Origin of the sequence: Dechloromonas denitrificans (assembly GCF_020510685.1) — a bacterium.
Classification (GTDB): domain Bacteria; phylum Pseudomonadota; class Gammaproteobacteria; order Burkholderiales; family Rhodocyclaceae; genus Azonexus; species Azonexus denitrificans_A.
This window is the reverse complement of the sequence record NZ_CP075185.1, coordinates 3,693,758-3,706,063: the sequence shown is the minus strand read 5'-3', so window position 1 is coordinate 3,706,063 and position 12,306 is coordinate 3,693,758. Positions and strand designations below refer to the sequence as shown.

The 12,306-nt window shown below is 63.3% G+C and carries 12 protein-coding genes and 1 tRNA gene; 3 read left to right on the top strand and 10 right to left on the bottom strand.

From position 1 onward, the window contains the following. Positions 1-19: 19 nt before the first annotated feature. Positions 20-712, bottom strand: coding sequence for a Bax inhibitor-1/YccA family protein (locus KI611_RS17700; protein ID WP_226416970.1), 693 nt, complete (start codon positions 710-712; stop codon positions 20-22). A gap of 129 nt (positions 713-841) precedes the next feature. Between KI611_RS17700 and KI611_RS17695 the strand changes: the two genes are divergently transcribed. Then, positions 842-929 (top strand) — tRNA-Ser (locus KI611_RS17695). A gap of 458 nt (positions 930-1,387) precedes the next feature. Here KI611_RS17695 and KI611_RS17690 read toward each other — a convergent pair. The 4 genes from KI611_RS17690 to KI611_RS17675 form a co-directional block, all read right to left on the bottom strand. Continuing rightward, positions 1,388-3,553 (bottom strand): diguanylate cyclase, encoded by a 2,166-nt coding sequence (locus KI611_RS17690; RefSeq protein WP_226416969.1) that lies wholly within the window; start codon positions 3,551-3,553, stop codon positions 1,388-1,390. 105 nt (positions 3,554-3,658) lie between these two features. Further along, positions 3,659-4,702: a phospholipase A gene (locus KI611_RS17685; protein WP_226416968.1), complete on the bottom strand. Its 1,044-nt coding sequence runs from the start codon at positions 4,700-4,702 to the stop codon at positions 3,659-3,661. A gap of 77 nt (positions 4,703-4,779) precedes the next feature. Next, a complete protein-coding gene (locus KI611_RS17680) occupies positions 4,780-5,289 on the bottom strand; it encodes a Spy/CpxP family protein refolding chaperone (protein WP_226416967.1) in 510 nt (169 codons plus the stop codon). 117 nt (positions 5,290-5,406) lie between these two features. Continuing rightward, complete coding sequence (locus KI611_RS17675) at positions 5,407-5,604, bottom strand: hypothetical protein (protein ID WP_226416966.1); 198 nt, start codon at positions 5,602-5,604, stop codon at positions 5,407-5,409. 410 nt (positions 5,605-6,014) lie between these two features. Here KI611_RS17675 and KI611_RS17670 point away from each other — a divergent pair, with 410 nt between their 5' ends. Together KI611_RS17670 and KI611_RS17665 are read left to right on the top strand one after the other, a co-directional pair. Further along, a complete protein-coding gene (locus KI611_RS17670) occupies positions 6,015-6,326 on the top strand; it encodes a BON domain-containing protein (RefSeq protein WP_226416965.1) in 312 nt (103 codons plus the stop codon). After that, positions 6,323-7,204, top strand: a complete 882-nt coding sequence (locus KI611_RS17665) for a hypothetical protein (RefSeq protein ID WP_226416964.1) — start codon at positions 6,323-6,325, stop codon at positions 7,202-7,204. The genes KI611_RS17670 and KI611_RS17665 overlap by 4 nt, the downstream gene beginning before the upstream one ends. A 60-nt stretch (positions 7,205-7,264) precedes the next feature. Here KI611_RS17665 and KI611_RS17660 read toward each other — a convergent pair whose 3' ends face one another. From KI611_RS17660 to tal, 5 genes are all read right to left on the bottom strand, one after another. Continuing rightward, a complete protein-coding gene (locus KI611_RS17660; protein WP_226416963.1) occupies positions 7,265-7,966 on the bottom strand; it encodes a VIT family protein in 702 nt (233 codons plus the stop codon). A 53-nt stretch (positions 7,967-8,019) separates the two neighbouring features. Beyond that, a complete protein-coding gene (locus KI611_RS17655; protein WP_226416962.1) occupies positions 8,020-8,169 on the bottom strand; it encodes a lmo0937 family membrane protein in 150 nt (49 codons plus the stop codon). A gap of 15 nt (positions 8,170-8,184) precedes the next feature. Next, positions 8,185-8,502, bottom strand: a complete 318-nt coding sequence (locus tag KI611_RS17650) for a hypothetical protein (RefSeq protein WP_226416961.1) — start codon at positions 8,500-8,502, stop codon at positions 8,185-8,187. Between the two features lie 325 nt (positions 8,503-8,827). Beyond that, entirely contained in the window at positions 8,828-11,191 is a 2,364-nt protein-coding gene (locus KI611_RS17645) for a phosphoketolase (protein WP_226416960.1), read from the bottom strand. A 2-nt stretch (positions 11,192-11,193) separates the two neighbouring features. Then, positions 11,194-12,279: a transaldolase gene (gene tal / locus KI611_RS17640; RefSeq protein WP_226416959.1), complete on the bottom strand. Its 1,086-nt coding sequence runs from the start codon at positions 12,277-12,279 to the stop codon at positions 11,194-11,196. Between the last annotated feature and the right edge of the window lie 27 nt (positions 12,280-12,306).

Sequence of the window (12,306 nt, the reverse complement as noted above, 5' to 3'; positions counted from 1 at the left end):
CGTTTCTGCAACGCGTTGATCAGTCGCGTTCGCCGGTCAGGGCCATGATCAGTTGCAGCAGGCTGACGAAGACGTTGTAAATGCTCAGGTAGACCGAAAGGGTCGCGCTGACGTAGTTGGTTTCGCCGCCTTGCACGATGCGGCTGATGTCGTAGAGGATGTAGGCAGAGAAGACCATGACTGCCGCAGCCGAAATGGCCAGGGACAACGCCGGGATCTGGAAGAAGATGTTGGCAGCGGCGGCCAGCAGCACGACGATCATGCCGATGAACAGGAACTTGCCCATGCCGCTGAAGTCCCGCTTGCTGACGGTGGCGATGGTTGCCATCGTGAAGAAGACCGCACCGGTGCCAGCGGCGGCCATGACAATCATCGAGCTACCGTTGGTAAAGCCCAGGGCAACTTGCAGGATGCGGGACAGCATCAGCCCCATGAAGAATGTGAAACCGAGCAGCAGGGCGACACCCAAACCGCTGTCCTTGTTCTTCTCGATGCCGTACATGAAGCCCCAGGCAATACCGAGGAACAGCAAGAAACCAATGAACGGGCTACCGGCCATGAAGCTGAACTGCATCTGGATGCCGACCAGCGCACCAAGTACGGTCGGTACCATGGACAGGGCAAGTAGCATATAGGTGTTACGAAGGACGCGATTCTGCTGCACTGCAAGGCTCGAAGAACCCTGGTTGGCTGTCTGGTAGTGAGTATTCATGCGGGATGCTTCCTTTCTGTGGTTTTCTCAGGCAATAAGACTAACGGAGCCGGGGAAAAGTTTCAATAATAGTCGAGTAAAGCAGTCGGGTAATATCACTGGCCTTTATGCTATCATGCGCGCCTTCTGGGGTCTGTGGCAGAGCGGTTGAATGCACCGGTCTTGAAAACCGGCGTGGGGAAACCCATCGTGAGTTCGAATCTCACCGGACCCGCCAGAAGCGCTGATGGTGCAATGTACAATAACTCTCGCGGAAAGACCGCGATCGAGAATGTTTCCATCAGCTTGACGACCAATTTGCCGTGGTGCATCTTTTCCTGATTGTTCCGAATGTGTGCGAGCACACAGAGCGCGGCCGGACTTGAGCAGACAATTACCGTAACGCCCCTGCTGCAGGGTTGTGTTTGCCGCGCCGGATTTCGTTGAAGGGAGGCTGGCATGGGTATTAAAGCCTGGCAATGGTAAATCCTGTTGCCTCACCGAGTCGTTCCGCGGGGCTTCCTGATACCGCTGATTCGCCGGCCTGCCCGGTTTGCGGGCAACACAAGCTGATCCGCATTCACCGCCGGCCGATCGACCGGTTCTGGAGTATTTTCGGGCACCTGCGACGCTATCGCTGTTACGAGTTCTCCTGCCAGTGGGAGGGCAATCTGAAGGAACCCGTCGGGCGCTGAGTCAGTGGGGCCGCCCCGACCTGTCGTCGGTCAGACCGGCCGCCTTGGCCAGCGTCAGGGCCGCATCGGCCCGATTGAGCACGGCTTCGGCCGTTGGGTCGGCGGCGTCCATCAGCGCAACGCTCAGGCTGACGCTGACCGCCCCTTGGCGTTCGCCGAGGATGATTTTCGGCATGGCGACCGTTTTGCGCAGGCGCTCGGCGAACGATTCGGCGTCTGCGGCGTCGCTACCCGGCATCAGGACGGCAAATTTTTCACCGCTGATCCGGCCGGCGACATCGGTCTTGCGCAATTCGGCGCGCAACAGTCCGGAAACCAGCCGGAGTACCGCATCGCCCGCGGCATGACCGAGATTGCTGTTGATCGACTGGAGATAGTCGATATTGATTTCGAGCACGGCGACCGACTGGTCGGCCCCGCGTTTCAGACTGGCGTGGGCAGCTTCGAGATGCGTCAGGAAATGTTTCAGGGTGAACAGTTCGGTTAACGGATCGGTCGCCGCCAGTCGGCGCAATTCATCTTCCATCAGCTTGCGTTTGGTGATGTCCCGCGAAAAGCCGACCGTGCCGATCCGGTTGCCGTCCATCACGACCGGCGACTTGTAGGTTTCCAGCCAATGCGGCTCGCCGTTGATCTCGATCAGCTCTTCGCCGCTTTTCCGCTCGCCGCTGCTCAGCACGGCCAGATCGTCGGCGCGATAGGTTTCGGCCTGTTCCGGCGGGCTGATGTCGAAATCGGTCTTGCCAACCGGGATATCGACCGAAGACCAGCCGTGGATTTCGGCAAAAGGCGCGTTAACCGCGAGAAACCGGCTTTGCTCGTCCTTCAGCCAGACCATGAACGGAAAATTGTCGAGCAGCGCCCGCTGATATTGCTCACGCAGGTTCACCGCTCGTTCGGCCAGTTTTTCGGCGGTGACATCCATCACCACCATCCGGCATTCACTGGTGCTCTCATCCGGCACCGCCTCGATCCTGACGATCGCCTCGGGCCGCTGGTTGGTCGCGGCAAGCACGATTTCGCAGTTTTTCTTGGCTTTATCGTCGAGAACGTCTTCGACAAAATGCTTGAACGGCAACAGGTATTCCGGCTTGATCGCGGCGGCAAAGCGGTGTCGGCCGATCTGCGAGCGTTTGATGCCGAGCAGGATGGCGCCGGCCAGATTTAGTTGCAGAATGAGGCTGTGCCGATCGATCGTGAAATAGCCGACCGGCGCGAAGTCGTAGATGTCGGCATATTTCTCGCGCAAGGCGTCGGCTTCGCCATAGGCATGGCGCAGCTCCTCGTTATGCATTTCCAGTTCGATCTGGTGCACCTGGAGTTCGTGCACCAGCCGTTCGGTATCCCATGTGGTCGTCGGCATTGTTGGCGGTGTCTGTTGAAATCGAGCCTCGGCACGCTGGCGCAAGGTGGCCGGATTCGGCCTGGTGCGGTTCTTGGGGAGCGTCGCCGGCATCAGTTTGAAGATCCGGTCATATTCGGCGCGGACGACGCCGTAGCATTCGCAAACCCGGGCTTCGAGGCCGGGCCGGTCGGTCACCGTGATGTGCCCGCGGCGGTATTGCATCAGGCCGGCGGTCTGCAGTTTTCCGGCCGCCTCGGTGACGGCTTCGCGGCGGACGCCGAGCATGCTGGCGATCAGTTCCTGGGTCATGTACAGCTCGTTGCCCGGTAGCTGATCAAGGCTTTGCAGCAGCCAACGGCACAGTTGCTGAACCACCGAATGGTGGCGATTGCAGACCACGCTCTGGGCCATCTGCGTCATCAGCGCCTGGGCGTAACACAGACAAAGGCGCTGCAGATAGCCGCCCTGGTCGAGCTCCCAGGTAAATACCTCGGTGCGCAGGCGATAGGCTTCGCCGGCACTTTGCACGACCACCTTGTGGGTTGTCGTTTCGCCGCCGAGGACCAGCGGAATGCCGATCAGGCCGTCATTTCCCGTCATCGCCAGTTCCGACGAGGAGCCGTTCTCGGTGGCGAAAATCAGCGAGACGATGCAGGTCGTCGGGAAGTATACGAAATCCAGACTGTCGCCGGCCTCATAGAGTGTCTGGCCGAGGGGCAGGCTGACGATCTCCAGATCGTCTTCCAGCCGGGTGTACACCGTCATCGGCAGGGCCGAGATGATGCGGTTCTGTCTGGCGTTCTGGATCAATGCAGGAAGCAATGCCCGTCCTTTTTGTATGCGGCTACAGCCTTGCCGATTATCGATTGCTGGTTGTCATTCATCTGCTTAATCTTAGCTCCCGATTCCCCGGTCAGCCTGTTTGGCTCAGAACTGGAACAGGCTCAAGCCGACGCCCAGCCGGGTTTGCCGATGGTTGTAGTCGAGCAGGGTCTCGCCGTAGCCGTTGAAAAACTGGACATACCAGCGAAGACCGGATGGCTTGTCGGGAAAGACCGGGTGGGTCAAATCGAATTGAACGGAGCCGCGTTCGATGCGTTGCAGGTTGGGACGCCAGGTCAGGCCGAGCGTCGAGGGGCCGGGAAACCAGTTCAGCATGACCTCGCCGTGGCCGATGAATTTGGTGAGGTCGGGGTTCTGGTCGTCGCTGGGTTCGGGCAGGCGGTGGTTGGCGCGAACCATCAGGCCGACATCGCCGCGCTCGAATCCGGCGCTGATATAGGTGCGGTTCCAGCTTCTCGACAGCGGGTCGCTTTGACCATTCGACTGGTGGGCCAGACCGAGCTGGATCATCCGCAGGTTCCAGCCGAAGGGGAGGTCGCCCAGCTTCGCCGGGACGGGGATGACGTAGATCGCTTCCGGCTGATAGTCGGTGCTCCGGAACGGCGATGAATCCTGTTGATCCCAAACCTGCCAGAGCGAGCGCTGGGTAAAGGCGAACCACAGATCGGCGCCGGGCAGCAGCAGGTCTTCCGCAACCTTGGCGCGCAACGAGATTTGCAGCTTCGCTTCGATTTTCTTGTAGCTCGGGTGGCTGGCGCCCGGCACCTGGGTTGGGCTGCTCGGTGATTGATTGACGTGGGTGGTGTAATGCAGCGGCAGCAGAAAGTTCGGCAGGTAAGTCCTGACCACGAACGTGCCGCGCTTGTCGTCGGGGCCGAGTTCCCAGGCCTTGGACATGACCGAGGTCGGATGTTCGGCATCGAGCTTAACCGGTACGGCCGGAGCTGGAGGCTTCTCGTTAGCGACGGCGGCGCGGCTGGCCGGCTGCGCCGCCGGGCTGGCCGGTGAAGCGGCGAAAAGTCGGTCGTAGCAGGCCAGCCGGCGCGCATCGTCGGCCTCGCTGGCGCAACTGGCCGGCTCGGCAGCGAGGCACGATCCGGCCAGCAGGGCGGCGGCGACCGGCGCCATGCTGCACCACCGGCGGGGGGCAAAGCGTCGGTGTGACGGGACAATCCGATCTCCGGAGGCCTTCCGGCCGGCTTCAGTCAAGATTGGCCAACTGCGGCTCTGGGCGGGAGCGGCGCCGGTTGCGGGCCGGAGTGTGGGGCCGGTTTGCCGCGCATGCCACGCCGCGGGCCGACGTGGAAATCGTCAAAGATCTTTTTCTGAGCCGGCGTCAGCGTCGCGTAGAACTCCTTGAGCACGACCAGATGCTCGGCCATTGCTGTCTGCTGCGCCGTCATCCGTTCCTGCATCTTTTCGGCTCGCTCCGGCGTGGTGAGCTTGGCCCAGTCCTCCCTCTTTCCCGTTTTCGCCCACGGGCCGGAATGTTCGGAATCAATCAGTTTTTTCCAGCCGGCTTCCTGCTCGGCGCTCAGCTTGAGCTTTTCATGCAGGGTCTTTTGCCGTTGTTCCATCCGCTCGGCGCGGTGCTCGTGGAAATATCCGTGGCCGTCGAGCGGCCCGCAAGACATCTCGGCCAGGGCCGGGATGCTGCACAGGGCGAGGATCGAGGCGACGAACAACGACGGAATCGACGGGCGGAACTGAGGCATGATGGATCTCCTTGGGCGAGTGGACGGGCCTGATGCCAAGCCGGTGAGCGATGAAGCGAAGGCTAGTCCGATTCGCTACCGCTGAATGTGCGGCAGCGTACGCAGCGACCAGGCGACTTATTTCTTCGTGTCCTTGGCCGCGTCCTGGATTTTTTCACCGGCTTTTTCGATCTGCTGCCCGGCGCTCTGCACCGCCTTGTCAACTTCCTGGCCGGCTTTCTCCGCCGGACCGGCCGGTTTTTCGCAGCCCGACAGCGCGAAAACGAGGGCGCTTATCGCCAGTGTGGTAACGACGACTTTGTGGTTCTTGATCATTTGAATCTCCTTGGCGTGCGAACAACGATGAGGCGCCGTTGGTGCCACGGATTCCGCAGCGGCCTTGGCGAGGCCGTTACCCGGTTTTCGGCGCCCGGTGCAGCAAGAGTGGCGGCGCGTTTCAATGCGGTCTGTGCGCTAGCACACATAAAAATGAGGAGCGCCGCCCACGGCCGTGCCTGGGAAGACAATGTGCGCTGACACACGGACGGGGTTCGCTTGTCCAAGCAAGATCGATCCGGCGACTTCAGCGTACCGTTCAAGTGCGCTCTTCTGCTCTTCTCTCCGAGGTAAACATGAAATCATTCCGGTGGACCGCATCGCGGTCGGCAAAACGAAACGTCCCTCCAGTAGCTGGCGGACACTCATTCCGGCGGGCATGCTCGGTTTCCGCATGGGTAATCGGCAGCGTGTTCGCGACAGCGGCCAGCGCCGGCGCCGGGACCGTCGACAATGCCAAGGCCGATGCACGGGAGGCTGTGGCCATGACCAAGCAGGTCGCTTCCGATAGCTGGATCACCACCAAGGTCAAGTCGGAAATCCTCGCCGACAGCGCCAGCAAGGGCTTCGAGGTCAATGTCACGACGACCGACGGCGTCGTCGTTCTGACGGGCGTGCTGGGCAATCCGGAGGCAATCCTCCGGGTCCGGGAAATTGCCGCCAAGGTTGAGGGCGTCAAGGCCGTCGATACGACGGCGCTGCGCGTGCAGGCCAGCAAATGAAAATGCGCTCCCTGCTCGTCGCCCTGTCGCTGGCATTTGGCACGGCCGCCTCGGCCCAGGCCCAGGTCAGCGTCAATATCGGCTTTCCCGGCGTCAATGTCGGCATCAACATGGCCCGCTATCCCGAGTTTGTCCGGATTCCCGGCTTGCCGGCCTACTACGCGCCAAGCGTGCAATCGAACTTCTTCTTTTATGACGGCCTGTTCTGGGTCTACCGCAGCGACATGTGGTATTCGAGCAGCTGGTACAACGGTCCCTGGCAGTCGGTCGAGCCCGAGTATGTGCCGGTCTATGTGCTGCGCATCCCGGTCCGCTATTACAGTCAGCCGCCGCGCTATTTCCGTGGCTGGCGGGCCGATGCGCCGCCGCGCTGGGGGCAGTACTGGGGCAACGACTGGGAACGGCAGAGGCCGGAGTGGAACAGCCGGGATCGCCGTGCCGCTCCCGCTCCCGCCCCATTGCCGACTTACCAGCGGCAGTACCGGGGCGACGCCTATCCACGGGCGGTCGAGCAGCAACATGCGATTCGCGCCGAAAATTACCGCTACCAGCCGCGCGAACGGGTAACCCAGGAGCAATTCCAGTCGCGCGGCAATGGCGACAGCCGCCGCCCGGATGCACCGCACGAAGCGCCGGATCGTTCGGGGCCACCGGCCCGCAATGCCGAGCCGGTCGAGCCACGCCAGCCCTCGCCGATGCAGCAACGTCAGGCGCCACCCGCCGAGCGGACGGAAGCGCCGCGGCGGGCCAGCGAGCCGTCGCCCCGAGCTCCCGAACCGGCCGTCAGGGCGGACGAGCCGGGCCGCGACAATCGGGGCCGGGGCGGCGACAGCCACGGCCGGGAAAACAACAACGAGGAACGCGGTCGCGGCCGCTAAACCTGGCGCCATTTAACGTCCGACTGCCGCGCCAGCGGGGTCGGACCAGGCGCCGTTGATTCAGACCACGGTGCCGAACAAGGCGCCGACGCCGGCGGTGATCGCCATGGCCAGCGCTCCCCAGAAGGTGACGCGCCAGGTGCCCTGGACCAGGCCGGCACCACCGGCGCGGGCGGCCAGGGCGCCGAGCAGGGCGAGAAAGACCAGCGAGCTGGCGGAGACCCAGAGAATAATCCCGGGCGCCGGGGCCAGGGCGGTGCTGAGCAGCGGCAGGGCGGCACCCACCGCGAAACTGGCGGCCGATGCGAGGGCGGCCTGCAGGGGGCGCGCGCCCAGCTCTTTGGAGATGCCGAGTTCGTCGCGGGCATGGGCGCCGAGGGCGTCATGGGCCATCAGTTGGACGGCGACCTGTTTGGCCAGTTCGGGTTCGAGACCGCGGGCGATATAGATACTCTCCAGCTCGCGATGTTCGGCCGCCGGGTCGGTTTCGAGTTCGGCTTTCTCGCGGGCCAGATCGGCATTTTCGGTGTCGGCCTGCGAGTGTACCGAGACATATTCGCCGGCCGCCATCGACATGGCTCCGGCGACCAGGCCGGCAACGCCGACCATCAGGATGTTTTCCGGGGGCGTGCTGGCGGCGGCGACACCGACGATCAGACTGGCGGTGGACACGATGCCGTCGTTGGCCCCGAGCACGGCCGCCCGCAGCCAGCCGATGCGCTCGGTGCGGTGACGTTCGGCGTGGCGGCGAAAAGCTTTCATGGGCTGCTCTGTAGTTTGTTCAGGGCCTACAGTACAGCCGATAGTGCTGCCGCTTACAAGCCCCGGCGTCCGCCGATCACCCGTAGCAGGATGACGACGATGGCGATGACCAGCAGGATGTGCACAAAGCCACCCATGGTGGTCGACGTGATCAGGCCAAGCAGCCAGAGGATCAGCATTACTACTGCAATGGTATAGAGCATTGAATTGTCTCCGTTTTATTCGGTTGGTGGCCGGGCAGCCGGGCGCTGCCTGAGCAGCCAGTTGAGCAGGAAGCCGGCGGCGACGGCGATGCCGATGCTGGTGAATGGCCGCTCGCGTAACTGCCCGCGCAGGTTTTCCGTAAGTCGCGCCTGGCTTTCCCTGATCTGCCGGCCGGTTGCGTTGAGTTTGTCGGCCGCCTGATGGGCGCCGGCGGCAATGTGTTCGATGGCCGGGCGCGTTGCCCCGGAAACCCGGTCGATGGCCTTGTGCGCGTTGCTCGTTACGCTGTCTACCGTGCGAGCGAGTTTGTCGCTCATTTCCTTCGTTTCCATGATTCAGCTCCTTTGCTGGTGTGGATACCAGCCAAGAATGGGCGCTTGCCCGGTGGCGGTCGGTGTGTTGGCGCACAGATGACGCGGTTTTTTCGGTGCGGGCAGCGGCTGGTTGGCGGGCGCGAAAAAAAGCCCGGTAACAGCGTTGCCGCTACCGAGCTGAATGCTACGGGCGCCGATCTGGGGGAGACCAGACGCCGGGATCGACAATATTCCATTCGGCAGATCTCTTCTGTGCGCCATCGCACACAGCGCCCCGGTATTTAGCGAATGAATGAAAAAATGCGGCGCCCGGGCTTTGCGGTGCCCGGGCTGCCGCTCTATGTCAGAACGGCCATTTCCAGTCGCGGATTTCCGGCAGATCCTCGCCATGCGTCGCGATGTACTGCTTGTGCTCGATCAGCTTGTCGCGGATCGCCTGCTTGGCGTAAGCGGCGCGCGGGCCGAGCTGGGCGACGCGGTCGATGACGTCGGCCACCAGATGGAAGCGATCCATGTCGTTCATCACCACCATGTCGAACGGCGTCGAGGTCGTGCCTTCCTCCTTGTAGCCGCGGACGTGCAGGTTCTTGTGGTTGGTCCGGGCATAGGTCAGGCGGTGGATCAGCCAGGGGTAGCCGTGGTAGGCGAAAATGATCGGCTTGTCGCGGGTGAACAGTTCGTCGAAGTCGCGGTCGCTCAGGCCGTGCGGGTGCTCGCTGTGGGGCGGCAGGGTCATCAGGTCGACGACGTTGATGACGCGGACTTTCAGTTCGGGAAAGTGCTGGCGCAGCAAGACCACGGCGGCCAGCGTTTCGAGGGTCGGTACATCGCCGGCGCAGGCCATCACGACATCCGGTTCCTCGCCCCGGTCGCTGCTCGCCCATTCCCAGATACCGATGCCAGCGGTGCAATGCTTGATCGCCGCGTCCATGTCCAGCCACTGCGCTTCCGGCTGCTTGCCGGCAATGATCACGTTGACGTAATTGCGGCTGCGCAGGCAGTGGTCGGTGACCGAGAGCAGGGTATTGGCATCGGGCGGCAGATAGACACGGATGATCTCGGCCTTCTTGTTGATCACGTGGTCGATGAAACCCGGGTCCTGGTGGCTGAAGCCGTTGTGGTCCTGGCGCCAGACGTGCGAGGAGAGCAGGTAGTTCAACGAGGCGATCGGCCGCCGCCAGGGAATCTCGTTGGCCATCTTCAGCCACTTGGCGTGCTGGTTGAACATCGAGTCGATGATGTGGATGAAGGCTTCGTAGGAGGAAAAGAAGCCGTGCCGGCCGGTCAGCAGGTAGCCTTCGAGCCAGCCTTCGCACTGGTGCTCGCTCAATATTTCCATGACCCTGCCGTCCGGCGCGACGTGGTCGTCGATCGCCAGGATTTCCGCCGTCGAGCAGCGGTTGGTCACTTCGAATACGGCGCCCCAGCGGTTCGATGCCGTTTCGTCCGGGCTGAAGATACGGAAGGTGTGCGGGTTGCCCTTGACGACATCGCGGATGAACTCGCCCTGGGCGCGGGTGGCCTCGGCCTTCACGCCGCCCGGTTGCGGGACCTGGATGGCGTAATCGCGGTAGTCGGGCAGGCGCAGGTCGCGCAGCAGCAGGCCGCCATTGGCATGCGGGTTGGCTCCCATGCGCCGGTTGCCCTGCGGCGCCAAGTCGGCCAGTTCGGCGCGCAGCTTGCCGTTCTCGTCGAACAGCTCCTGCGGCCGGTAGCTCTGCAGCCAGTCTTCGAGAATCTGGACATGGCCGGGCTGGCTCATGTCGCCCATCGGCACCTGGTGCGAGCGGAAAGTGTTCTCGGTCGGCTTGCCGTCGACCATTTGCGGGCCGCTCCAGCCCTTGGGCGAACGCAGGATGATCATCGGCCAGGCCGGCCGCTCGGTGAAGCCGTTGCTCCGGGCATCGTGCTGGATGGCCTGGATGTGGGCCACGGCGCGGTCGAGGGTGGCCGCCATCTGCTGGTGCATTTCCAGCGGATCGTCGCCCTCGACGAAATACGGCGTGTAGCCGTAGCCGCGGAACAGCGCTTCCAGTTCGTCGTGCGGAATGCGTGCCAGCACGGTCGGGCCGGCGATCTTGTAGCCGTTCAGATGGAGGATCGGGAGCACGGCACCGTCGTGCACCGGATTGAGAAACTTGTTCGAGTGCCAACTGGTGGCCAGCGGCCCGGTTTCCGCTTCGCCGTCGCCGACGACGCAGGCGACCAGCAGATCGGGATTGTCGAAGGCTGCCCCGTAGGCGTGCGACAGCGCGTAGCCGAGTTCGCCGCCTTCATGGATCGAGCCCGGGGTGTCCGGCGAAACGTGGCTGGGAATGCCGCCGGGAAAGGAGAACTGCTTGAACAGGCGTTTCATGCCGGGCTCGTCCGGCGAGATATTCGGATAGATCTCGCTGTAGGTGCCTTCCAGATAGGTATTGGCAACCAGCCCCGGACCGCCGTGGCCCGGCCCGGTCAGGTAGATGACGTTGAGGTCGTGCGCCTTGATGATCCGGTTGAGGTGCACGTAGATGAAGTTGAGCCCCGGCGTCGTGCCCCAGTGGCCGAGCAGGCGCGGCTTGATGTGGGCGAGTTCGAGCGGCTCCTTGAGCAGCGGATTGTCGTAGAGGTAAATCTGGCCGACCGACAGGTAGTTGGCGGCGCGCCACCAGGCGTTCATTTTCCTCAGCAGATCGGGCGACAGGGTTGGCGTGCTGGCATTGCTCATGATCAGCTCCTTCCGGTGGCGGGCTGGGATTTGGCGTCGATCAGCGCGAGCAGGGCGACCCACGATTGCGTGAAGGCGCGCGCCCCGTCCAGTTGCAGCTGGCTGGCCAGCGCGACGATATCGACGCCGGCCAGGGCAAAGTCGGCGAGCATCGTTTCGGTGTCGCCGCCATCCTCGGCCATCACTCCGTTGATGACGCCCAGTTCGGCGAAGGCGAGCAGGGTCTTTTCCGGCATGGTGTTGATGGTGCCGGGGGCGGCGAGCGCTTCGATGTAATAGCTCGCCTTGATCTGCGGGTCCTTAGTGCCGGTGCTGGCCCACAGCAGGCGCTGCGGCAGGGCGCCGGCGTCGGCCAGTTTGCGCCAGGCCGGGGAGGTCAGGCGCTTGCGGTAGGCCTTGTAGATGCGCTGGCCGATCGCCACGCCCAAGCGGTTGCTCAGGGCGGCCGGCGTCTTGCCGGCGACCGCGGCATCCCAGCGGCTGACGAAGATCGAGGCGACCGAATTGACCCGGGCGTCGAGGCCGGCCTCGATCCGCCGGGCGATGCCGCGCCAGTAGGCGTCGGCCGCCGCGATGTAGTGTTCGCGGGAGAAGAGCAGCGTGACGTTGACCGGCACGCCGGCCAGGATCACTTCTTCGATGGCCCGGACGCCGGCCGGCGTGCCGGGAATCTTGATGAACAGGTTGGGACAGTTGGCCAGGGCGTGCAGGCGCTTGGCCTCGGCGACCGTGCCGGCGGTATCGTCGGCCAGCAGCGGCGAGATTTCCAGCGACACCCAGCCATCCAGTCCGCCGCTGGCCTGGTGGATGGGCCGGAAGAGGGCGGCCGCCTGCTTCAGATCGGCCAGCGCCAGATCGAAAAACAGCGCTTCGCCGGTTTTGCCGGCGCCGGCCGCGGCGGCGATGGCCGCGTCGTAAGCCGCGGTGTTGCGAATGGCCTGCTCGAAGATGGTCGGATTGGAGGTCAGGCCGCTGACCGACAGCTCGTTGCAGTAACGCTGCAAGGTGCCGCTGTTGAGCAGGTCGCGGGTGATGTTGTCGAGCCACAGGCTTTGGCCGAGGGCGTGCAATTGGCGTGTTGGATTCATCGATTTTTCCCCGTTCCGAAATTGACC

What these genes read in the sequence shown, in the direction of transcription:
- KI611_RS17700 (WP_226416970.1), bottom strand. Translation starts at nt 712, where the DNA reads ATGAATACTCACTACCAGACAGCCAACCAGGGTTCTTCGAGCCTTGCA.
- KI611_RS17685 (WP_226416968.1), bottom strand. Translation starts at nt 4,702, where the DNA reads ATGGCGCCGGTCGCCGCCGCCCTGCTGGCCGGATCGTGCCTCGCTGCC.
- KI611_RS17680 (WP_226416967.1), bottom strand. Translation starts at nt 5,289, where the DNA reads ATGCCTCAGTTCCGCCCGTCGATTCCGTCGTTGTTCGTCGCCTCGATC.
- KI611_RS17675 (WP_226416966.1), bottom strand. Translation starts at nt 5,604, where the DNA reads ATGATCAAGAACCACAAAGTCGTCGTTACCACACTGGCGATAAGCGCC.
- KI611_RS17665 (WP_226416964.1), top strand. Translation starts at nt 6,323, where the DNA reads ATGAAAATGCGCTCCCTGCTCGTCGCCCTGTCGCTGGCATTTGGCACG.
- KI611_RS17660 (WP_226416963.1), bottom strand. Translation starts at nt 7,966, where the DNA reads ATGAAAGCTTTTCGCCGCCACGCCGAACGTCACCGCACCGAGCGCATC.
- KI611_RS17655 (WP_226416962.1), bottom strand. Translation starts at nt 8,169, where the DNA reads ATGCTCTATACCATTGCAGTAGTAATGCTGATCCTCTGGCTGCTTGGC.
- KI611_RS17650 (WP_226416961.1), bottom strand. Translation starts at nt 8,502, where the DNA reads ATGGAAACGAAGGAAATGAGCGACAAACTCGCTCGCACGGTAGACAGC.
- KI611_RS17645 (WP_226416960.1), bottom strand. Translation starts at nt 11,191, where the DNA reads ATGAGCAATGCCAGCACGCCAACCCTGTCGCCCGATCTGCTGAGGAAA.
- tal (WP_226416959.1), bottom strand. Translation starts at nt 12,279, where the DNA reads ATGAATCCAACACGCCAATTGCACGCCCTCGGCCAAAGCCTGTGGCTC.